Source organism: Ciceribacter ferrooxidans (assembly GCF_004137355.1).
GTDB lineage: Bacteria > Pseudomonadota > Alphaproteobacteria > Rhizobiales > Rhizobiaceae > Allorhizobium > Allorhizobium ferrooxidans.
In genome coordinates this window covers 781,538-802,619 of record NZ_SDVB01000238.1, presented here as the reverse complement: position 1 = coordinate 802,619, position 21,082 = coordinate 781,538, and the positions used below count along the sequence as shown (strand labels likewise).

The window sequence follows — 21,082 nt, the reverse complement described above, 5'->3', positions numbered from 1 at the left end:
GTCTGTGTTCCTGTTCTTAGGGCGGTTAAAGGGCCGCCTGTCGATCCTTGGTGGCGTAATGCCGGAAGTTCCGTCATCCTCGGGCTTGTCCCGAGGATCTACTGGTCAATCAATTGCGCGCGTCGCGTTCAGCCTTTCCGGCAGCAGATCCTCGGGACAAGCCCGAGGTGACGACAGCCTTTGGCCGTGCGTGTGCTCCCACCGTCATCATCACCCCACGCTTCCCTCGAGCGAGATGTTGATCAGCTTCTGCGCTTCGACGGCGAATTCCATCGGCAGTTGCTGGATGACGTCGCGGACGAAGCCGTTGACGATCAGCGCGATCGCCTCCTCTTCGGGGATGCCGCGCTGCATCGCGTAAAACTTCTGGTCCTCGGAGATCTTCGAGGTGGTCGCCTCGTGCTCGACCTTCGCCGTCGTGTTCTTGGCCTCGATGTACGGCACGGTATGCGCGCCGCACTTGTCGCCGATCAGGAGCGAGTCGCAATTGGTGAAGTTGCGTGCATTCTCGGCCTTGCGGTGGATCGACACCTGGCCGCGATAGGTGTTGTTCGAGCGGCCGGCGGAAATACCCTTCGAGATGATGCGGCTCGACGTGTTCTTGCCGAGATGCAGCATCTTGGTGCCGCTGTCGACCTGCTGGTAGCCGTTGGAAACGGCGATCGAGTAGAACTCGCCGCGCGAACCGTCGCCGCGCAGGATGCAGGACGGATATTTCCAGGTGATCGCCGAGCCGGTCTCGACCTGCGTCCAGGAGATCTTGGAATTCTTGCCACGGCAATCGCCACGCTTGGTGACGAAGTTGTAGATGCCGCCCTTGCCTTCCTTGTCGCCCGGATACCAGTTCTGGACTGTGGAATACTTGATCTCGGCGTCGTCGAGGGCGACGAGCTCGACGACCGCCGCGTGCAACTGGTTTTCGTCGCGCTGCGGGGCGGTGCAGCCTTCGAGATAGGAGACGTAGGCGCCTTCCTCGGCGATGATCAGCGTGCGCTCGAACTGGCCGGTGTTTTTCTCGTTGATGCGGAAATAGGTCGAAAGCTCCATCGGGCAGCGAACGCCCTTCGGCACGAAGACGAAGGAGCCGTCGGTGAAGACCGCGGAATTCAGCGTCGCATAGTAGTTGTCGGAGACCGGAACGACCGAGCCCAGATAAGTGCGGACGAGATCGGGATGCTCACGGATCGCCTCCGAAATCGACATGAAGATCACGCCGGCCTTCTTCAGCTCTTCCTTGAAGGTCGTCACGACCGAGACGCTGTCGAACACGGCGTCGACCGCGATCTTGGACTTTTCCACGCCGGCCAGGATTTCCTGTTCCTTCAACGGAATCCCGAGCTTTTCATAGACCTTCAGAAGCTCCGGATCGACCTCGTCGAGGGATTTCGGGCCTTCCGCGGTCTTCGGAGCGGCATAGTAATAGATGTCGTTGAAGTCGATCTTCGGATAGTGGACGCGCGCCCAGGTCGGCTCCTCCATGGTGAGCCAGCGGCGATAGGCGTCGAGACGCCATTCCAGCATCCATTCCGGTTCGTTCTTCTTTGCGGAAATGAAACGGATGATATCCTCCGACAGGCCTTTCGGAGCCTTGTCGACTTCGATCATCGTCTCAAAACCGTACTTGTACTGATCCACATCGATCTGGCGGACCTGATCGATTGTTTCCTGTACGGCAGCCATGCTCGTTCTCCAATCTTGCCGGGTCCAAGGTCCGGCAGCTTGATAACGCAGAAGCGGAAACCGCCCCTTATGTAATTGTCAGAGGCGTGTATTTCACCCCTCACCGCAAGCGGAAATTTGACTTTCCGCAAGTTTATCCCGTGTCAGGCCGCCTCGCCGGCCATCTTGCGCCGCGATGCGACGCGCGAAAAGATCTCGATCGCCCGCTCGACCTCGTCCGCCGTCGTCGACGGGCCCAGCGAGATGCGCAGCCCGCCGGTCTTCGCATCATGGCCCATAGCCGTCAGCACATGGCTCTGCCCGACCTTGCCGGATGAGCAGGCCGCGCCAGCCGACAGGGCGAGCCCCTCGATATCGAAGGCGATCTGCCCGGTTTCCGCCTTCAGTCCCGGCAGCGTGAAGAAGCAGGTATTGGCGACCCGCGCCGCGCCCGCGCCGTGGATGACGACGTCGGAGGCCGCTGTACGCATGCCCTCTTCGAGGCGGTTCCGCAAGGCGCCGATTGCCGCATTTCGTTCGGCAAGGTCTTCGGACATCCATTGCGCGGCGGCGCCGAAGCCGACGAGCGCGGCGACGTTCTCCGTCCCGGCACGATGCCCCTTCTCCTGCCCGCCGCCCTTCAGGAGCGGCACCGGCATCAACGTCTCGCCACGGGAAACCAGCGCGCCGGCACCCTTGGGACCACCGATCTTGTGCGATGACAGGATGAGGAAATCGGCGCCGAGCACGCCCATGTCGATCGTGATACGGCCGGCGGCCTGGACGGCATCGACCACCAGCAGTCCGCCGTGAGCGTGCACGACACGGGCGACATCGGCGACCGGCTGGATGACGCCCGTCTCGTTGTTGACGAGCATGACGGCAACCAGCGGCAAGCCCTCTTCTTTCGGACGAGCGGCGAGCACCATCTCCAGCGCGCCCAGATCTATGACGCCGGAAACGGTCACCGGGATCTCGCGGACACGATCGGCGGCAAAACGGCCGCCCTCGCGCAGCGCCGGATGCTCGATCGCCGAAACGTAGAGCATCGAGGCGACGAGCGGCGCCCGTCCCATGCGGAATTCGGGCGTCAGCGCATGGTTCGCAGCTTCGGTCGCGCAACTGGTGAAGGTCACGTGCGAGGGTTCCGCGCCCACAAGTGCTGCGACCTGCCGGCGGGCCTTCTCCACCATGGCGCGGGCCGCGCGTCCCTCGGCATGTACCGACGACGGATTACCCGGTTCGGCCAGCGCATCGAGCATGGCCGCGCGCGCTTCGCCGAGCAAAGGCGCCGTCGCGTTCCAGTCCATGTAGATGCGTTGTTTCGCCATGACTATTTTCGCTTTTGACCCATTCCGGCCCGCTCGGCGCATTTTTCTTGAAATTTCCGCCGGGCTTGCCTTATGACACGTCCAACAATGGGTGACCCATCATCCAGTTTCGAACGGTTCTAAACTTTGTTCTAGAAAAGCTGACTGCATTCGTCAAGTCATCGTGCCGCCCTGTGGACAGTCTGGAACCGAAAAAAACACGAAAGACCGGAGTATCCATGCCCGAAGTGATTTTCAACGGCCCGGCCGGCCGCCTCGAAGGCCGCTACCAGCCGTCCAAGGAAAAAAGCGCGCCGATCGCGATCATCCTGCATCCGCATCCGCAGTTCGGCGGCACGATGAACAACCAGATCGTCTACCAGCTCTTCTACATGTTCCAGAAGCGCGGTTTCACGACGCTGCGCTTCAACTTCCGCGGCATCGGCCGCAGCCAGGGAGAATTCGACCACGGGGCGGGCGAGCTTTCCGACGCCGCCTCCGCTCTCGACTGGGTGCAGAGCCTGCATCCCGATTCCAAGAGCTGCTGGGTCGCGGGCTACAATTTCGGCGCCTGGATCGGCATGCAGCTCCTGATGCGCCGCCCGGAGATCGAAGGCTTCATCTCGATCGCACCGCAGCCGAACACCTATGACTTCTCCTTCCTCGCGCCCTGTCCGTCCTCCGGCCTGATTATCCACGGGGACGCCGACAAGGTCGCGCCGGAGAAGGATGTCCAGGGGCTCGTGGACAAGCTGAAGACCCAGAAGGGCATCCTGATCACCCACAAGACGATCCCCGGCGCCAACCACTTCTTCTCCGGCCAGACCGAGAGCCTTCTGATGGAATGCGAGGACTACCTCGATCGCCGTCTCGACGGCGAACTGGTGCCGGAGCCGGCTGCCAAGCGCATCCGCTGACATCTCGGTCGTTCGACACCGATAGACAGGAGGCGCGGCCCGCAAGAGCCGCGCCTCTTCTTTTTCTGCTTCAGGAGGCGAGCGCCTGGGAGGCGCCGGCCAGTCGCACCTGGTCGCGGCCGGCCGCCTTGGCGGCATAGAGGGCGGTATCCGCCCGCTGCATGGCCCGTTCGAGCGTGTCACCGCCGAAGATCGAAGCGACGCCGAAGCTCGCGGTGATCGTCTCGTTGTCGCAGAACTGCCCGAGACCGACCGCAGACATGGCGCCACGGATGTTGTAGGCGCATTCGCGCGCAAGCTCGCTGTCGACCGCCGGAATGTAGATCGCGAATTCCTCGCCACCGATGCGCGCCACCTCGGCGTCGGTTGGCGCAGCCTCGCGCAGCACGCGGGCGAAGGTCTGGATGACGATGTCACCGACATGGTGACCGAAATTGTCGTTGATCCGCTTGAAATGATCGATGTCGGCCAGGATCAGCGCGCCGGCCGCGGAAGCATTCGCCCGCTCCAGATGTGGCGCCACGCGCCTTGCGAATCCGCGTCGATTGAAGATGCCGGAAAGGGGATCGATGTCGGACTTCGCCACCGCGTCCTCGATCGCCTCCTTGACGAAGACACCCACCATTGCGAGCCCCGTCGCCACGATCAGCACCGCGCCGAGCCCCTGCGACACCAGCGCGAACTTGCTGAACAAGTAGCCGCCGGCTGTACCGCCCGCTCCCACGGCGACGGCGACATAGGCCTTGAGCGGGAAGAAGGCGGCACTCAGGGCAAGCATGGAAAGCAGCACCAAGTCCGCTCCCGAACGGCGGCCGGAGCGGTAGACGGCGACGGCCGAAAGCGCCATCGTCAGGAAGAAGGGAGTCTGGTAGGCAAGCGAATGGACGACCGTTCCGCGCGGCAGGTCGTAGATCACGAAGTCGGCAAACACGCCCGACGCGAACAGCAGCACGAAGACGCCATCCGCAATGCAGAGCCCATAGTGTCGCGTGATGCTGCGCGCGAGCAGGCAGAAGCCGCCGAACATGGTCACGAACGCGCCGATCGCGAAGAAGCGGACATAGCCCGTAACCGGAATCAGCGCTTCGCAGATCGCCGACAGCGAAGCGACGGAAAAGGCGACGGCAAAGCCGAGACCGGAACGACGTGACGGTCCCTTGAACGCAGCGACGCAAAACACGAGCACGAAGATCTGGGCGATGACGAAGTTCACGACCAGAAGCGAAAATGCCGCGTCCATCCTGCTAAACACCCACCCCCGGGCCACTCATGGCCGTAGAACGCTCGCAATGCGCGAGTAAGCAATAACGCGCAATCTACGATACTATATGCGAAGCATATAAAACAAAGAATTAATGTCGCGCGCAAGAAAAGATCGCATCCGCCCCTGCGACAAGACCGCCCGTGACCGGCTTTTCCACGCCGGTTGTCCCCGGAAAGGTCAAGGGCAGGCCCTTCAGTGAACGCACGGCCAGATAAGCCCAGGCCTCGGCCTCCATGGCATCGCCGTCGAAACCCGCCTGCTCGGCGGTCAGCAGCGTCGCGCCGGTCCGCCCGGCCAGCGCCATCAAATCCTTCATCACCGTGTCGTTGTGGCGCCCGCCGCCGCAGATCACGAACGTCTTCGGCATCTCGTCCAGATGTTCGGCCGACCTGAAGATCGCCGCCGCCGTCACAAAGGCGAGCGTCCGGGCACCATCGGAAAGCTCGGCATCGCCGCCCTCCGGCGGCCGGAAATCGTTGCGGTCGAGCGACCGGCGCTTCTCGTCGGTGAAGAACGGATTGGCGAGATAGCGTTCGGCGAGTGCCGGAAGCACCCGGCCTTCGCTGGCGATCCGCCCACCCTGGTCGAAAGGAATGCCGGCATGAGTCTCCACCCACTGATCGATCAGCGTATTGCCAGGCCCGCTGTCGAAAGCGACGATCGCACTGTCGGAGCCGACGCAGGTGAGATTGGAAATGCCGCCGATGTTGACGAAGCAGACCGGCCACTGCGGATTGTCGAGATTGCGGGCGAGCGCGGCGTGATAGACGGGAACGAGCGGCGCGCCCTGCCCGCCATGCGCCATGTCGTTCGCCCGCATGTCGTAGACGACAGGAATGCCGATCTCCCGCGCCAGCAGTGCACCGTCGCCGATCTGCACCGTCAGTGCCTCATCAGGGCGATGCAGAACCGTCTGACCGTGGAAGCCGACGACATCAACATCGCCAGGCAAAATATTGTTTTCACGAAGGAAGAATCGGACAGCCTCGGCATGACGTTGCGTCAGATCACGTTCGAGACCGGCAAGGCTTCCTGGCCGTTCGTCTCGTTTCGTAATGGCCTTGGCGTCTTCGAGACCCTGCTTTAGACGATCGCGAAAGGCCGGATCGTAGGAGACGGAGAGGTTCTGCCGCCGCACGACCATGCCCTCGCCGTCGGTTTCCAGCATCGCCACGTCGATGCCGTCCATCGACGTGCCGCTCATCAGTCCGATCGCGGTGAAGATTTCTGCCATGGCCTGCCCTGCCGATTCGCCTGCTCGCACGCCAACATTCATGACCGAAACAGGTGCACATTTCAAAAAACAATGCTAAAGCGCCGCCACTCCCGCATTCCGTTTTCCAGAAAGCCCTGTCGTCATGAAGAAGTTCAAGTCCGATTTCCTCCACACGATGCAAGAGCGCGGCTTCATTCATCAGATTTCCGATGAATCCGGCCTCGACGATCTGCTGACGAAGGAAACCGTGACCGCCTATATCGGCTTCGACCCGACGGCACCCTCCCTGCATGCCGGCTCGCTCATCCAGATCATGATGCTGCACTGGTTCCAGGCGACCGGCCACCGCGCGATCTCGCTGATGGGCGGCGGCACCGGCATGGTCGGCGACCCCTCGTTCAAGGACGAGGCACGGCAGCTCATGACCATCGAGACCATCGAGAACAACATCGCCTCGATCAAGAAGGTCTTCTCGAACTACCTCCGATACGGCGAAGGTGCGAAGGACGCGCTGATGATCAACAATGCCGACTGGCTGCGTTCGATCAACTACCTCGAATTCCTCCGCGACGTCGGCCGCTACTTCTCGGTCAACCGCATGCTGTCCTTCGACAGCGTCAAGACGCGGCTCGAGCGCGAACACTCGCTGTCGTTCCTCGAATTCAACTACATGATCCTGCAGGCCTACGACTTCGTCGAACTTGCCAAGCGCTACGGCTGCCGGCTGCAGATGGGCGGCTCCGACCAGTGGGGCAACATCGTCAACGGCATCGACCTCGGCCACCGCATGGGCACGCCGCAGCTCTACGCCCTGACATCGCCGCTGCTGACCACCTCTTCCGGCGCGAAGATGGGCAAGTCGGCCACCGGCGCCGTCTGGCTCAACGCGGACATGCTGTCGGCCTATGACTTCTGGCAGTACTGGCGCAACACCGAGGATGCGGACGTGCCGCGCTTCCTGAAGCTCTACACCACCTTGCCGATGAGCGAGGTCGGACGCCTGTCGACCCTTGCCGGCTCGGAAATCAACGAGGTGAAGAAGATCCTCGCGACCGAGATCACCGCGATCCTGCACGGCCGCGCCGCGGCCGAGGAAGCCGCCGAAACCGCCCGCAAGACCTTCGAGGAAGGCGCGATCGCCGACAACCTGCCGTCGATCGAAGTGCCGACCGGCGAACTCGAAGCCGGCGTCGGCCTGCTCAGCCTGATCGTCCGGGCGGGTCTCGCCGCCTCGAACGGCGAAGCCCGCCGTCACATCCAAGGCGGCGCGGTCCGCATCAACGACAAGCAGGTCGCCGACGAACGCATGGCTGTCGGCGCCGGCGAGGTCACGACGGACGGCGTGATCAAGCTCTCGCTCGGCAAGAAGAAGCATATTCTGGTGCGCCCGGCCTGATCCGGCCGCATCCCGATCGCACACACACAAGCCGGCGCCCGACGCGCCGGCTTTTTCTTACCGGAATTCGAAGATCTGCCGGAAGACGCCGGGCGCGATGATCGACAGCGGATTGACGACGAGTTTCGGCTGCTCGGTCGCGCCCGTGAGCTTGAAGGTGATGCCGAGAAGGCCGCGGTCGCGGCCGTTGCCAAGCAGGATGCCGATCACAGGCAACTCGGCAAAGAGGCGGTTCAGCCCGTAGGCCGGCATGAAAGTGCCTGTGAGGTCCATCCGCCCCTGGCTGTCGCGAACGAGCCCCTGGAAGGTCGCGCCGACTTGTTCGCCGCGCACGACGCCGTTTTCGATCCGCAGTGTCTCGTCGCTGTAGATCAGCCGGGCGAAGCCACGCTGGAAGCGTGCGGAACTGACGTCTATGTCCCGTTTGACGGCCTTGTTGAGGCTCCGCCCGTCGGCCCCGGCGGGCGTCGAGACGATCGACTGCAGGCGCTGCTCGTTGTCGAGGCTGAAATTGCGCAGGTCGACGGAACCGTTCCAGATGCCGTTGGCGTTCTCCTTCATCTTCAGGTTCAGCAACCCGCCGTTCATCCGGCTGTAGAGGTTGGCAAAGCGCGCAACGGCGCCCGCATCGCCACTCGTCACCGACATTTCGCCGAGGCCGGACGGCCGGCGCATCTGCCCGACAATGGCCTGGCCCTTCGTGGTGATGGCCGAAAAGTCGAGCGCGGAGAGCTTGCCGCTACGCGTCGCGTATTCGAGCGTCACGTTCGAAAGCACCTCGTCGCCGAAACCGATCATGCGGTCGAGCTTGCCGTCGATGCGGACGCTCGGATCGGCCCCGGCCTCGCCGTCCGCGCCTTTCGCCGGCGATTTCATCCGGTCTATCAGCGAGCGGACGTCCGCCGACTTGCCGTTGACCGCGACCTGATAGCCGCCCTTGGCCTGGCGCACCACGACCGAATAATCGTCGCTCGGCGACAGCCTGACGCGCGAGAGATCGGCAGAAACGAGGCCGTTCTTGTCGACCGTCATCGCACCGCTGACGCCGAAACCATCGCCATCGAGGACGAACTTGTCGATGACGGACTGCTTCTCGCCCTCGACGACTTCGAACTTCGCCTTAGCTGAAATCCCGGCTCCTTTCGTCCAGCCGAGCCACGGGACTGTGACTGCGGCTCGCGAAAGGTCGGCTGTGACTGCCTGTCGCTTCTCGTCGATGCGATCGAGCTCGGCCGTGACCGGTCCGTCGATGATCTGGTCCAGACCCGGAGCAAAGTGACTGACACCTGCCTTGTCGAGCACCACCTTGACGTGGCGCTCACGGCGAAACTCAGGATCGTTCTCGACGGGTTCGGTAACCGCAAGCTCCATCGGCACGCCATCGATGTCGGCCTTGCCTTCGAGGTGCGCAGCCAGCGGATCGACGTCGAGAGCCGCGTTCAAGTTGTCGATCTTCCGCCCGGAGAAAGGCTTTGCGAGATCGACGCCGGCAAGATCGAGGTGGGCTTTCCACGCCGGTTCTGGCGGGTTCTGCTCGGATATCAGGCCGAGACGCACCTCGGCCGTTCCCTTGACCGTTCCCTTGAAGTCGGCAGCCTCGAAACCGACGCGCTTGAGGGCGTTGATCGGGCGGAACGAGACCAGTTCGGCGACGGAGTCCGCGCTGCCGGCGACGGCGATCTTGATATCCGCCATCAGCGGCTTGGTGTAGATCTCGCCGAGAACCAGCTCGCCGCCCTCAACCTTCACGCTGCGGCCCGAGGGGAAGTAGGAGGTCGCCGATTTTATGATCGTCGTCACCTTCGGTCCGGAAAGCTCGAAATGCGCATCGGTGTCGCGCAACGGCGGGATATCCCCCGTGACGTTCATCCGGGCGTTGACGATGTCGAAACTGATCCTGAGCTCGTTTTCGTCGAGGTGCAGCGGCCGCGGCTCGACCGACATGCGCCCCTTCGGAATGAAGACCTGGACCGAGCCTTCGGTCACCGTGCCGCCGAAGATGTTCGCGAGCACCCATCGGCGCGGCTTGTCCGCGATCCAGTACGGCCACAGCTGCTTGATGACGGTCGTCTGCATGTTCGCAAAGCGTGCGCCGAAGCTGACCTCCGGCCCCTCGCCTTCGAAGAAGCGTGCCCGGAGCGATCCGGTCATCTGCCCCATCGGCGTCGAGACACTCAACGTGTCGAGTTGCAGTTCGTCGGTATCGTAGAGGAAGCGCCCGAATATCTTGAAGGAGAAGGGGAAAGGCTGCTCACCGGCGGACGGCACGCTGGCCAGCCCTTGGTCGACGAGCAGGTCGATGCCGATTCCGGGGCCCGCCGCTTCGCTTCCCGGCAAGCGGTCGAGGTCGATCAATCCGCCGGAGATAGGCATGACCATCGGCCCGAAATCGATGCGCGAAGACGCGACCTCGATCGTGTCCTTGGAGAAGTCATAGGCGAAATTGAGCGTGCCGTGCGTCACGTCCTGCGGATTTCCGTCCTGATAGAGCGTACCGTCATGGGTCTGCGCGATCATCGAAACGGCCGGCTTCTCCGCCGCGGTTCCGCGCCGGGCGGAGATCGTCACCTCCGCGGAGCCGTCATATCCCTGGCGGGGATCGCCGTGCGAATCGCGCCGGAGCAGGAAAGGCGTGAGGCGCACGTCGCCGATCCACGCGCTGAAGGAGCGCGTCAGCCCGTCCACATTCGCTGCTTTCGCCGAGATCGGGCTTTCGTAGCCGTTGATCGCCAGCGTTCCTGCGATCGTCAACGATGCATCCACGCCGCGTTCCATCACGAGATTGCGGACTGAAAGCAGGACTGGCCGCGCGCGCGCCTTGCCCATCGCGATCTCGAGGCCGTCGAGGCGCATGCGATCGAGGCCGCCTTTCGAAATGAAACCCTGCACCAGATCGAGCTGCGCGAAGGCGGACTCGAGCAGCGTCGGGATTGTATCGACCCTGAACTTGGTGAAGTCGGGCGGCGGCCCGGACGAGAACAGCGATTCGTCGACGGATACGCCGTCCGCCTCGATCTCGCTCACCGAGAACCGGCCGGAAAGCAGGGCCATCGGGTCGACGACGAGACGGACCGCTTCCGTCTCCGCCGCGACGAGCCCGTCGCTCTGGCGGTACACGGAGACATCACGCGCCTCGACGGCGAGCTTCCATTCCTTTGAGAACCGTACGGCCGTGCCGGAGACTTCGGCACGATATTGCGGGGCAAGCGCGCCGTTCAGAACGCGCTGCGCGCCGCCCGCGAAGGTGGCGTCGAGCGCTCCGCTTTCGATCACGACGAAAAACCCGCCGCACAGGACAGCGGCGAGCAGGAACAGACCGAATGTGAAGCGCGCGGTCCTGCCAAACCATGTGGATCGTGCCGGACAATGCACGATCAGCGGATCCTCGGCGCGCGCAGACGGCAGGTCGTGCAAGGGAACGATGTCTTTCTTGCTGAACCTTACCTTTTCGCCGCGGATTTCTCCCATGTGCTGGCGACTGTCTCCGTTTGCCCGCTCCCGACGCAATCCGATGTTGGACTGCAGCCGTGCGGACTATATATCGATGGCCGCGTATTTCATCCATAAAACGGGCAAAAGAAAGGTTATCCCATGGCGGAATTGGTACCTGGAGACTTGGCACCGGATTTCGAGCTCCCCCGCGACGGTGGAGGTACGGTGTCGCTAAAGGACTTCGCCGGGCGCCCGGTCGTCCTCTACTTTTATCCGAAGGACAACACGACAGGCTGCACCGCCGAGGCGATCGATTTCACCGCGCTCGCCGCCGAGTTCGGGAAGAAGGGCGCCGTCGTCATCGGCATGTCCGCCGACCCGGTGAAGAGTCATGACAAGTTCATCACCAAGCACGGGCTGACGGTCATCCTCGCCTCCGACGAAGACGCGAAAGTGATGACCGATTACGGCGTCTGGCGCGAAAAGAGCATGTATGGCCGCGCCTTCATGGGGGTGGTCCGCACGACGTTCCTGATCGGCCGCGACGGCCGCATCGTCAGAATCTGGGACAAGGTCAAGGTCAAGGGCCACGCCCAAGAGGTGCTCGACGCCGCCGCCACGCTCGGGGACACCTGAAATGCCCGAGTTGAACGACATCGGGTCGCTGCGCGCCGGAGCAACGCTGGCGATCAGCGCGAGCGACCTCGACCGTAAGACCGCACTTGCGCAGGAGGCCGCCCGCCGCTGGCATGCCCGCAGGCTCTCACTGCGCTCGCCGCTCGATCCCGAACTGCCCGAGCGCCCCGGTCGTCCCGCACGGCCGGAACTCGTGCCGCCGAAGGCCGTCGAAAAGCGCTCGCTGCACACACTCCCCGGTCGCATAGCCCTCCTGCACGCCCTCGCCCATATCGAACTCAACGCCGTCGATCTCGCCCTCGACATCGTCGCGCGCTTTGCCACCGAGCCGGTCCCGCACTCCTTCTTCGACGGCTGGATGCAGGTCGCGTTCGAGGAGGCCAAGCATTTCGGCATGGTGCGCGAACGCCTTCGCGCCCTCGGCGCCGACTATGGCGACATGCCGGCTCATGACGGCCTCTGGCAGGCGGCGCATTCGACCCGCAACGACCTGACGGCGCGGCTCGCCGTGGTCCCTCTGATCCTGGAAGCGCGCGGGCTGGATGTGACCCCCTCGCTGCAGGAGAAGATGCGCGAAACCGGCGATGTCGAGAGCGCCGAGGTGCTCAAGGTCATCTACGAGGACGAGAAGGGCCATGTGGCGATCGGCGCCAAGTGGTTCCGTTTCCTCTGCGCACGAGAAAGGAAAGATCCCGCACGGACCTTCCAGGACCTGGTGCGCACAAACTTCCGCGGCGCACTCAAGGCCCCCTTCAACGATCTCGCCCGCGCGGAAGCCGGCCTGACACCTTCCTTCTACCGCTCGCTCACCTCGACAAGCAACGGTTGACGCCCGCCCGCCACCTCCCGCGACCACTGAATTCAAGTCTTTGTTAACCTTAACAATGTCTAATTGCGACGAGCCAGCGGGAGCCGAAGAAGCTCCAGCTCTCCCGTTGCGAGAAGGAATGTCTCGCGCGGTGTCCGACCGGCCCAGTTGAGGAAAGCCCGTGACCGCAAGAGCAGGCCATCACGTCTTCGGAAAGCGTCGGACCCAGCACGTCATCATTCTCGCAAGCGGCGACAGGATCCGCCACATGACAGTCCGCCCGTGGATGGCGGCGCTTGCCTTCTGCTTCTTCGGGGTCATGGCGATCGGCTATCTCGGCGCCACCACCTATCTCGTCATGCGCGACAATCTGATCGGCGCCTCCATGGCGCGGCAGGCGCGTATGCAGCATGTCTACGAGGATCGCATCGCAGCGCTGCGCGCGCAGGTCGACCGCGTGACCTCCCGGCAGCTCCTCGACCAGCAGGTCGTCGAGGAGAAGGTTGAAAAGCTGCTCGAACAGCAGATGGCGCTGTCTTCCCGTGACGGACGGCTCGGCGCCCTGCTCGACCGGGCGGAACAATCCGGCCTCGAAACGGAAGCTCCCGTTCCCGCCGCCCGACCCGTGATCGGCGCAAAGCAGGCCAGCCTCTCGGGCGGTGTCAAGGCGATCGAAAGCCTGCTCGGCACGCCTGCAAAAGAACCACAGGGAACGGACGTCGCCGCGCTCGGCTACGCGCCGGCCAGCGAATCGGTCGCAGACCGCACCGATCGCATCTTTTCGCGGGTGACGATCTCCCTGAAGGATATCGAACAGGAACAGTTCGACCGCATCCGCGATCTCACCGACGGTGCCGTCGAGACCGCCGACCAGATCGAGACTATCCTCGCCCGCAGCGGTGTGAACGTGCATCAGGAAACGCCCGCTGCCGGTGCCGACGCGATCGGCGGTCCTTACCTCGCACCGCAGCCCGCCACTTCCTTCGAGTCTTCGCTGGACGGCCTCGACAATGCGCTCGCCCGACTCGAGACGGCACGCGAAACGGCGACAGACCTGCCCTTCGGCAATCCGGCGCCCGGCCGCGACATCACGAGCGGGTTCGGCAATCGCCGCGATCCGTTCCTCGGCCGGCTGGCACTCCACGCGGGAATCGACTTCCGTTCCCCGGTAGGCGGCGAGATCCGCGCCTCCGGACGCGGCAAGGTGATCACGGCCGGCGCCGTCGGCGGTTACGGCAACATGGTCGAGATCGACCACGGCATGGGCTTCACCACCCGTTACGGACACATGTCGCGCATTCTCGTCAAGGTCGGCGACGAGATCGCGCCCGGAGACGTCATCGGCCAATCCGGCAGCACCGGCCGCTCCACCGGTCCCCACCTTCACTACGAAGTCCGCCGCAACGGCGCGCCGATCGATCCGATGCATTTCGTCAATGCCGGACTGAAGCTCTCCGCGCTGATCGATTGACGCGAGATCGTTACACGCTAGAGTATAGCTCGACTACCGAGACGAGAGGAATACGCGCGTGGACACGACCCCCCTCCTGGCCTTTGCTGCCGCCTTCTTCGTCTTCGCCGCGAGCCCCGGTCCCGACAACATGACGATCATGGCGCGTACCGTCTCCGCCGGTCCCGCCTCGGGGATCGCCTACGGGATCGGCACCGTGATCGGCATCCTGATCTATCTTGCGCTCGCCGCCTTCGGTCTTTCGATGATCGCCGGCGAGATGGGCCTGCTGATGACGGTCGTCCGCTATGCAGGCGCCGCCTATCTCGTCTACATGGGCATCCGTCTGTGGACCGCCGAGCCTACTCTCCCGGAGGCGCGACCGCTCGAACATCGGCGCGACCTCGTCGCCGTCTGTCTGACGGCAGTCGCGCTCAACCTCGGCAATCCGAAAATGCCGCTCTTCTACCTGGCACTGCTACCGAACTTCGTCGGTGCAGACTTCCGTGTGGCCGACTATCTTTCACTGGCCGCAGCAATCGTCGTCATCGAGGTTGTGGTGATCGGCGGGCACGTCTGGCTCGCGCACCGGGCGCGCCGCTTGCTGACGACGCCACGCATAGTAAAGGCGGTCAATCGCGGGGCCGGCGGTGTGCTTGCCATGGCCGGTGCGGCAGTAATGATGACGCATCGCGGCAGTTGAGCGATTACATTCACCCTTTATTACGACAGATCGTCCAGTTTTCTTGACTTTCGGGGATTTTGGCACTATCCCGCGCTTACGTTGACGCCGGCGCTTCGCAGGCGTTCGAATTGTGTTCGCAAGAACCGGAACAGAAACAGATCCCCCATTGACCACGTTTTCTGACCTTGGCCTGAGCCAAAAAGTACTTTCAGCCGTCACCGATGCCGGCTACACGACCCCGACCCCGATCCAGGCCGGTGCCATTCCCTTCGCGCTGCAGCGCCGCGACATCTGCGGTATCGCACAGACGGGAACGGGCAAGACCGCCTCCTTCGTGCTGCCGATGCTGACGCTGCTTGAAAAGGGCCGCGCCCGCGCACGCATGCCGCGCACGCTGATCCTCGAGCCGACGCGCGAACTCGCCGCGCAGGTCGCCGAGAACTTCGAGAAGTACGGCAAGAATCACAAGCTCAACGTCGCCCTGCTGATCGGCGGCGTCTCCTTCGACGAACAGGACCGCAAGCTCGAACGCGGCGCCGACGTGCTGATCTGCACCCCCGGCCGCCTGCTCGACCATTGCGAGCGCGGCAAGCTCCTGATGACCGGCGTCGAGATCCTGGTGATCGACGAGGCCGACCGCATGCTCGACATGGGCTTCATCCCCGACATCGAGCGCATCGCCAAGATGATCCCGTTCACCCGCCAGACGCTGTTCTTCTCGGCGACCATGCCGCCGGAAATCCAGAAGCTGGCCGACCGCTTCCTGCAGAATCCGGAGCGGATCGAGGTCGCCCCGCCGTCGTCGACGGCGAAGACGGTCACCCAGCGGCTCGTCGCCTCCAACAACAAGGACTACGAGAAGCGGGAGGTGTTGCGCAACCTCATCCGCGAGCAGGATGACCTCAAGAACGCGATCATCTTCTGCAATCGCAAGAAGGATGTCGCCGACCTGTTCCGTTCGCTGGAACGCCACGGCTTCTCCGTCGGAGCCCTGCACGGCGACATGGACCAGCGTTCGCGCACCAACATGCTCGCAGGCTTCAAGGACAACCAGATCACCCTGCTCGTCGCCTCGGACGTCGCCGCCCGCGGTCTCGACATCCCGGACGTGAGCCACGTCTTCAACTTCGACGTTCCGATCCATGCCGAGGACTATGTCCACCGCATCGGTCGTACCGGCCGCGCCGGGCGTTCGGGCAAAGCGTTCACGATCGTCACCAGGTCCGACACCAAGCACCTGGATGCCATCGAGAAGCTGATCGGCGCCAAGATCGAATGGCAGAACGGCGATCTTACCGCATTGCCGCCGCCCGCAGAGCACGACGAATCGCGCGCTCGCCGCGGAGCGAAGGACAAGGGTCGCGGACGCCGCGACGCTGCAGGTCACAAATCTGAAAAGAAGATCGAGCAGACTGTGGCCGTCGAGATCGAAGAGACGCCAGCAAGGACGGAAAGCGTGAAGGCAGAGCGGAAGAAGGATCAGCGGCCGAGCCACGCAGAGCGTCCGGCCCGCGGAGGCAGGACGCCGAACCCGGCCAACGACGATCGCCGTGAACGCCGCAGCCATTACCGCGACCGCGACGACGGCCCGACCCCGGTCGGCTTCGGCGACGACATCCCGGCCTTCATGCTGATCCAGGCCAAGGCCTGATGGGTCTTCCCGGCGTCAATTTCCCGGGCGTCGGCGTCGGGCTCGCAATCCTGCGCGACGGCAAACTCCTGCTCGCCCGCCGTCTGAAGGCGCCGGAAGCCGGTTTCTGGAACATCGTCGGCGGCAAGGTCGACCACCTCGAGCCCGCCGAACAGGCAGCAAAGCGCGAGGCCGAAGAGGAAACCGGTCTCTCGGTCGGCGCGATCGAATTCGTCTGTGCGACGGAGCAGATCATCGACGCCGACCGCCAGCACTGGATTTCGCTCCTCTACCGGACGAGCGATGTGCAGGGAGAGGCGCAACTGACCGAGCCGGACAAGATCGCCGAAATCGGCTGGTTCTCCCTCGACGACCTGCCGCAACCGCTTTCGGCGTTCACCGCGGCCCTTCTTCCCTACTTGCGCTGACCACGCGCCGGCGGTGCCCTGAGCGCCGCCTCATAGGCAAGCCGCACCCACTTCGCCATTTCCTCCGGATCGTCGTAGGCCGCGTCCGGCACCGACCAGTAGGGCATACGGACAGGCGATTTCCGCGCCTTGCCACTGTAGACCCAGCGCCGCGCACCCGCCTCCTCGAAGGCCGGTGCGCTCACCTCGTCGGCCTTGAGGAGAAGCTCCCCGTCGACGACGAGCGCCAGGATCAGTCCGTCGTGATAGATACCCTTGCCGCTGAACATCCGCCGGATCGTCACACGACCGAGCGACTGGAAGATCTCTTCGAGCGCGTCGTTCTCCATTCTCTCACCCTTTGAGCAAACCGCCGGCGGACAGCACCGCCTCGGGCGTATCGACATCGAGATGGGCCGCTTCGCCGAGTTCGACGTCGATGACGGCGAGCCCCGAGCCTTCGACGATCGAACGAGCGCCGACATCGCCTTCGAGGGCCTGGACCGCCTCGAAGGTGGAGCGCGGCAGGATCACCGGATTGCCGCGCTTCCCGCCCGCGACCGCCCGGACGATCGCCCGGCCGCCGGCCTTGCCAAATACCTCGATCAGGCGCCGCAGGTCCTGTGTGTCGAGACCGGGCATGTCGGCGAGCATCACCAGAATGCCGTCGGAGCGCCGCGCTGCCGGGCTCGCGAACCCGGCCTTCAACGAGCTCGCCATGCCGCTCGCGTACTCCGGGTTATCGACGATGTCGACGGCGAGCCCTTCGAGGGCGTTGCGGATATCGGCCGCCCGATAGCCGGTCACGATCACGACGCCGTCCGCGCCGCTCTCGAGTGATATCCGCGCCGAGCGCCGCACGAGCGGTTCTCCGAAAAACTCCGCGAGCAGCTTATGGCGCCCACCCTCGCCCATCCGGCTCGCCCTGCCCGCGGCAAGGACGACGGCGACGACGCGCGGCCGTGCCGGCTCGTCGGCGATCTCGCGCGGCATCGGCCGGCTCGGGATTTCCATCAGGAGGCCTCCCACTCCCATGCCGGTCAGGTCGTGCACCGTCGGCTTCTCGCCGGCGAGGAGCCGGTTCAGGACCCAGTCGAAGCCATTCTCCTTCGGCGAGCGTGCGCAGCCCGGCGCACCGATGATGGGCATATCACCGACGTGGCCGAGGACGAGAAGATTGCCTGGATCGACCGGCAGCCCCACCTGCTCGACGGTTCCGCCCGCCATCCGGATCGCCTCCGGCAGCACGTCGGCGGGATCGGCGACGGCGGATGCGCCGAACAGCACCACTATCTGCGGCGCGTTCTGCGGTTCTGCCAGCGCCTGTTCGATCGCGGCGGCCACGGCGTCCGCCCGGTGCGCCACGCGCCGCTCGCCGACGAGCCGGCTGCCAGACGCGGCGAGACGCTGCTCGAGGACCCGGGCAGTCTTGTCCATCACTGACGGCTTCAAGGACGGCAGTTCGGTCGCAACAAGCGAGACGGCATGCGCCCGATAGGGTTTGAGGCGGATCGGCGACGCCTCGCTGAAGACGGCAGCCGCAGCCTCGACGCTCGCACGCGGCGCGGCGAGCGGGATGACCTTGACGGTCGCGAGCATGTCGCCGTCCCGGACGTCGCTGTGATCGGCAAGACAGGCAAAGGTGATCGCCGGGTCGATGCGGTTGAAACGGTCGACCACCGCGCGATCGGCGGTGAAGAGGCCGTTGCAGGTGGCGTAGATGTTCACCCGGCCCGTCGCGGCCGGCGAGAAACGCAGATGCGCGGGGTCGATCGCCTCCGCCAGCATCGCCGCCGCGGCATCTTCGCCGAGGTCATCCGCTTCAATGCGGCAGGCGATGACCGACACCACGCCGGCCGCCTGGAGCCGCGCCACATCCGCATCGGTGATCCTGTGTCCCTTGCCGAGTCGTCCCTCCGGCAGCCGGACCGAATGGGCGAGGATCAGCCCTTCGGAGTCCTCGACCGGAAATTCGCCGAAAATCATCCGCCAGCTCCCTCCCGTGCGAGTTCGCGGCGGCGGAACGCCTGAATGATGTCGGCAAGGATTGCGACCGCGATCTCTCCGGGGGTCGCGGCCCCGATGTCGAGGCCGATCGGTGCGGAAATTCGGGCGATCTCGCCATCGCCGAAACCTTCGGCCTTCAATCGTTCCACGCGCTTGCCGTGGGTCTTCCGGCTACCGAGCGCGCCCACGTAGAAGCATCCAGATTTCAATGCCATCGCAATGGGATAGTCGTCGATCTTCGGATCATGGGTGAGCGCCGCGAGCGCGGTATAGCCGTCGAGCGGGCGGGCCTTCAGCGCGTCCTCCGGCCACTCGGCGACGAGATCGCCGCCGGCGAAGCGTTCCGGGGTGGCAAAGGCCGTTCGCGGATCGATGATCGTCAGGTCGAAGCCGGCGATGCGCGCCATCGGATAGAGGGCCTGGCTGATGTGGACGGCGCCGATCACCACGATGCGCGGCGGCGGCAGGTAGACGTTGAGGAAGTGCGGACGTCCATCGATCTCGACTGAGCCGGACTTGCCGGAGCGCAGGCGTGCGGTGACCTCCTCGCCGAGATCGCCCCCGATCGCCTCCCCCTCGACAACCAGACGGCTGCGGCCATCCTCAAGGCTGGTCACCAGTACGGCAGCCTTGCGCGCCTGCCGCGCCGCATTGAGCTCTTTCAGAAGCCGAGGATCCATCAGCCGAGCCTTTCGACATAGACGCGGATGCGGCCGCCGCACGAAAGACCGACCCGCCAGGCCGTCTCGTCGGCGACGCCGAATTCGAGCATTCTCGGCTCGCCCTTCTCCAGCACGTCGAGCGCCTCGGTGATGACCGCACCCTCCACGCAGCCGCCGGAGACGGAACCGTGGAAATTACCCTCACCGTCGATCACCAGATGGCTGCCGACGGGTCGCGGCGCCGAGCCCCAGGTTTCCACGACCGTCGCAACCGCGACCTTGCGGCCCTCATCGAGCCATGTCTCGGCGATCGTCAGCGGATCGATCTCGTCAATGTCGTGTGCCATGATGCCCCTCCGGCAGAAAACGCCGCGGATCGCCGCCGCCGCTGCGGCCATCGCCGAGTGCGGCGATGAGGTCGCCGAGCGCGTTGAGATTGTGCACCGGCCTCAACTCGTCGACATGCGGCAGCATCGCCCTGACGCCGCGCGCCCGCGCCTCGAACCCGTCGAAACGCAAAAGCGGGTTGAGCCAGATCAGGCGACGGCAGGACCGGTGCAACCGGTCGATCTCGTGAACGAGGAGATCGACGTCCTCCCGCTCCAACCCGTCGGTGATCAGAAGAACCACCGCACCCTGGCCGAGCACGCGGCGCGACCATTTGCGATTGAACTCGCGGAGCGTCTCGCCGATGCGTGTACCGCCCGACCAGTCCTTGACCGCGCCCGCGCACTGTTCGAGCGCCTCGTCGGGATCGCGATTGCGCATCTGCCGCGTCACATTGGTGAGCCGGGTACCGAAGAGAAAGGTGTGCACGCGCCGGCGCCGCTCCGTCATCGCGTGCAGGAATTGCAGGAAGACGCGGGTGTACTGGCTCATCGAGCCGGAAATGTCGGCGAGGATCACCAGCGGTGGGTGCATCGTGCGACGCTCGCGAAAGCGCGGAAGGATGAGCGCGCCGCCGGTCCGCATCGAGGCCCGCATCGTCGCCCGCGGGTCGACCGATTGCGGCCGATGGGATGCGCGGTAGCGGCGCACCGGCACCTCGTCGAACGGCAGCACAAGCCTGCCGATCTCCTTGCGTGCCAGCGCCAGTTCCTCGGCCGACATCTGCGCGAAGTCCATGCCCCGCAGCACTTCGCTTCCGGAGACGGTGAAGCGCGCATCGATTTCGAGTTCCGGCTCCTCTTGTTCGCGGCCTTCGCGCTGCCGTTCGGCGAAGAGCGCGTCGTTCACCCTCGCCGCTCCGGCCCTCGCCTTGTCTTTCTCGCTGCGGTCGGGCGCCACCGGCGACATCATCGCGATCATCTTGCCGACGAGGTCGCGCGAGCGCCAGAAGAGCCGAAAGGCCTCGTCGAACACCGTCTGGTCCTCGTGCCGCTTGACGAAGACGGCGGAAAGCGCGGCGTGGAATTCCTCCCGCGAGCCGATCCCGATCGCATCGACCGCGGCAATCGCATCGGCGACGGAGCCGGGGCCGGGTTTCAGGCCGGCCTTGCGCAGTACCCGCGCGAAAAAGACGATGTTGTCGGCAAGCCGGCCGTCGCCGACCGGAACCGGCGGAACGACGAGCCCATCCCTCTTGCCGGCCTCCCTCTCCATC

Annotated in this window: 18 protein-coding genes; 8 read left to right on the top strand and 10 right to left on the bottom strand. The window is 64.4% G+C overall.

Annotated elements, in window-relative coordinates; all coding sequences use genetic code 11:
* Positions 1–210 precede the first annotated feature (210 nt).
* Together sufB and EUU22_RS14795 are read right to left on the bottom strand one after the other, a co-directional pair.
* Complete coding sequence (gene sufB, locus EUU22_RS14800) at positions 211–1,680, bottom strand: Fe-S cluster assembly protein SufB (RefSeq protein WP_129332725.1); 1,470 nt, start codon at positions 1,678–1,680, stop codon at positions 211–213.
* A 143-nt stretch (positions 1,681–1,823) separates the two neighbouring features.
* Positions 1,824–2,990, bottom strand: coding sequence for a cysteine desulfurase family protein (locus EUU22_RS14795; protein WP_129332724.1), 1,167 nt, complete (start codon positions 2,988–2,990; stop codon positions 1,824–1,826).
* A 218-nt stretch (positions 2,991–3,208) separates the two neighbouring features.
* Here EUU22_RS14795 and EUU22_RS14790 point away from each other — a divergent pair, with 218 nt between their 5' ends.
* Positions 3,209–3,886 carry an alpha/beta hydrolase gene (locus EUU22_RS14790; protein WP_129332723.1) on the top strand — a complete coding sequence of 226 codons (678 nt, stop codon included), beginning with the start codon at positions 3,209–3,211 and terminating at the stop codon, positions 3,884–3,886.
* Between the two features lie 70 nt (positions 3,887–3,956).
* Here the strand turns inward: EUU22_RS14790 and EUU22_RS14785 are convergent, their stop codons facing one another.
* Both EUU22_RS14785 and EUU22_RS14780 read right to left on the bottom strand, forming a co-directional pair.
* Positions 3,957–5,126, bottom strand: a complete 1,170-nt coding sequence (locus EUU22_RS14785) for a GGDEF domain-containing protein (RefSeq protein WP_129332722.1) — start codon at positions 5,124–5,126, stop codon at positions 3,957–3,959.
* A 112-nt stretch (positions 5,127–5,238) separates the two neighbouring features.
* The gene (locus EUU22_RS14780) at positions 5,239–6,384 is read right to left on the bottom strand and encodes an anhydro-N-acetylmuramic acid kinase (protein ID WP_129332721.1); all 1,146 of its coding nucleotides are present in this window, start codon (positions 6,382–6,384) and stop codon (positions 5,239–5,241) included.
* A 124-nt stretch (positions 6,385–6,508) separates the two neighbouring features.
* Here EUU22_RS14780 and tyrS point away from each other — a divergent pair, with 124 nt between their 5' ends.
* Entirely contained in the window at positions 6,509–7,762 is a 1,254-nt protein-coding gene (gene tyrS / locus EUU22_RS14775) for a tyrosine--tRNA ligase (RefSeq protein ID WP_129332720.1), read from the top strand.
* A gap of 57 nt (positions 7,763–7,819) precedes the next feature.
* On the opposite strand, the gene EUU22_RS14770 is transcribed toward tyrS, so the two are convergent.
* On the bottom strand, positions 7,820–11,230 hold the full coding sequence (locus EUU22_RS14770) for a hypothetical protein (RefSeq protein ID WP_129332719.1): 3,411 nt from the start codon (positions 11,228–11,230) through the stop codon (positions 7,820–7,822).
* A 123-nt stretch (positions 11,231–11,353) separates the two neighbouring features.
* Here EUU22_RS14770 and EUU22_RS14765 point away from each other — a divergent pair, with 123 nt between their 5' ends.
* The 6 genes from EUU22_RS14765 to EUU22_RS14740 all read left to right on the top strand — a co-directional run bounded on the left by EUU22_RS14765 (position 11,354) and on the right by EUU22_RS14740 (position 16,831).
* Positions 11,354–11,830, top strand: coding sequence for a peroxiredoxin (locus EUU22_RS14765; RefSeq protein ID WP_129332718.1), 477 nt, complete (start codon positions 11,354–11,356; stop codon positions 11,828–11,830).
* Position 11,831: 1 nt separating this feature from the next.
* Positions 11,832–12,659 (top strand): ferritin-like domain-containing protein, encoded by an 828-nt coding sequence (locus EUU22_RS14760; protein WP_129332717.1) that lies wholly within the window; start codon positions 11,832–11,834, stop codon positions 12,657–12,659.
* Between the two features lie 160 nt (positions 12,660–12,819).
* A complete protein-coding gene (locus tag EUU22_RS14755) occupies positions 12,820–14,109 on the top strand; it encodes a M23 family metallopeptidase (RefSeq protein WP_245485049.1) in 1,290 nt (429 codons plus the stop codon).
* Positions 14,110–14,167: 58 nt separating this feature from the next.
* The gene (locus EUU22_RS14750) at positions 14,168–14,791 is read left to right on the top strand and encodes a LysE family translocator (protein WP_129332716.1); all 624 of its coding nucleotides are present in this window, start codon (positions 14,168–14,170) and stop codon (positions 14,789–14,791) included.
* 148 nt (positions 14,792–14,939) lie between these two features.
* Complete coding sequence (locus EUU22_RS14745; RefSeq protein WP_129332715.1) at positions 14,940–16,424, top strand: DEAD/DEAH box helicase; 1,485 nt, start codon at positions 14,940–14,942, stop codon at positions 16,422–16,424.
* Positions 16,424–16,831, top strand: coding sequence for an NUDIX domain-containing protein (locus EUU22_RS14740; protein WP_112684983.1), 408 nt, complete (start codon positions 16,424–16,426; stop codon positions 16,829–16,831). Before EUU22_RS14745 ends, EUU22_RS14740 begins: the two co-directional genes overlap by 1 nt.
* Here the strand turns inward: EUU22_RS14740 and EUU22_RS14735 are convergent.
* The 5 genes from EUU22_RS14735 to EUU22_RS14715 are packed head-to-tail and all read right to left on the bottom strand — an operon-like array spanning position 16,819 to position 21,081.
* Positions 16,819–17,160: a TfoX/Sxy family protein gene (locus tag EUU22_RS14735; protein WP_129332714.1), complete on the bottom strand. Its 342-nt coding sequence runs from the start codon at positions 17,158–17,160 to the stop codon at positions 16,819–16,821. The genes EUU22_RS14740 and EUU22_RS14735 overlap by 13 nt on opposite strands.
* A 4-nt stretch (positions 17,161–17,164) precedes the next feature.
* A complete protein-coding gene (locus EUU22_RS14730) occupies positions 17,165–18,796 on the bottom strand; it encodes an NTP transferase domain-containing protein (protein ID WP_129332713.1) in 1,632 nt (543 codons plus the stop codon).
* Positions 18,793–19,497 (bottom strand): XdhC family protein, encoded by a 705-nt coding sequence (locus EUU22_RS14725; protein ID WP_129332712.1) that lies wholly within the window; start codon positions 19,495–19,497, stop codon positions 18,793–18,795. Before EUU22_RS14725 ends, EUU22_RS14730 begins: the two co-directional genes overlap by 4 nt.
* Positions 19,497–19,826, bottom strand: coding sequence for an XdhC family protein (locus tag EUU22_RS14720; RefSeq protein ID WP_114361626.1), 330 nt, complete (start codon positions 19,824–19,826; stop codon positions 19,497–19,499). Before EUU22_RS14720 ends, EUU22_RS14725 begins: the two co-directional genes overlap by 1 nt.
* Positions 19,810–21,081, bottom strand: a complete 1,272-nt coding sequence (locus EUU22_RS14715; protein WP_129332711.1) for a vWA domain-containing protein — start codon at positions 21,079–21,081, stop codon at positions 19,810–19,812. Before EUU22_RS14715 ends, EUU22_RS14720 begins: the two co-directional genes overlap by 17 nt.
* Between the last annotated feature and the right edge of the window lies 1 nt (position 21,082).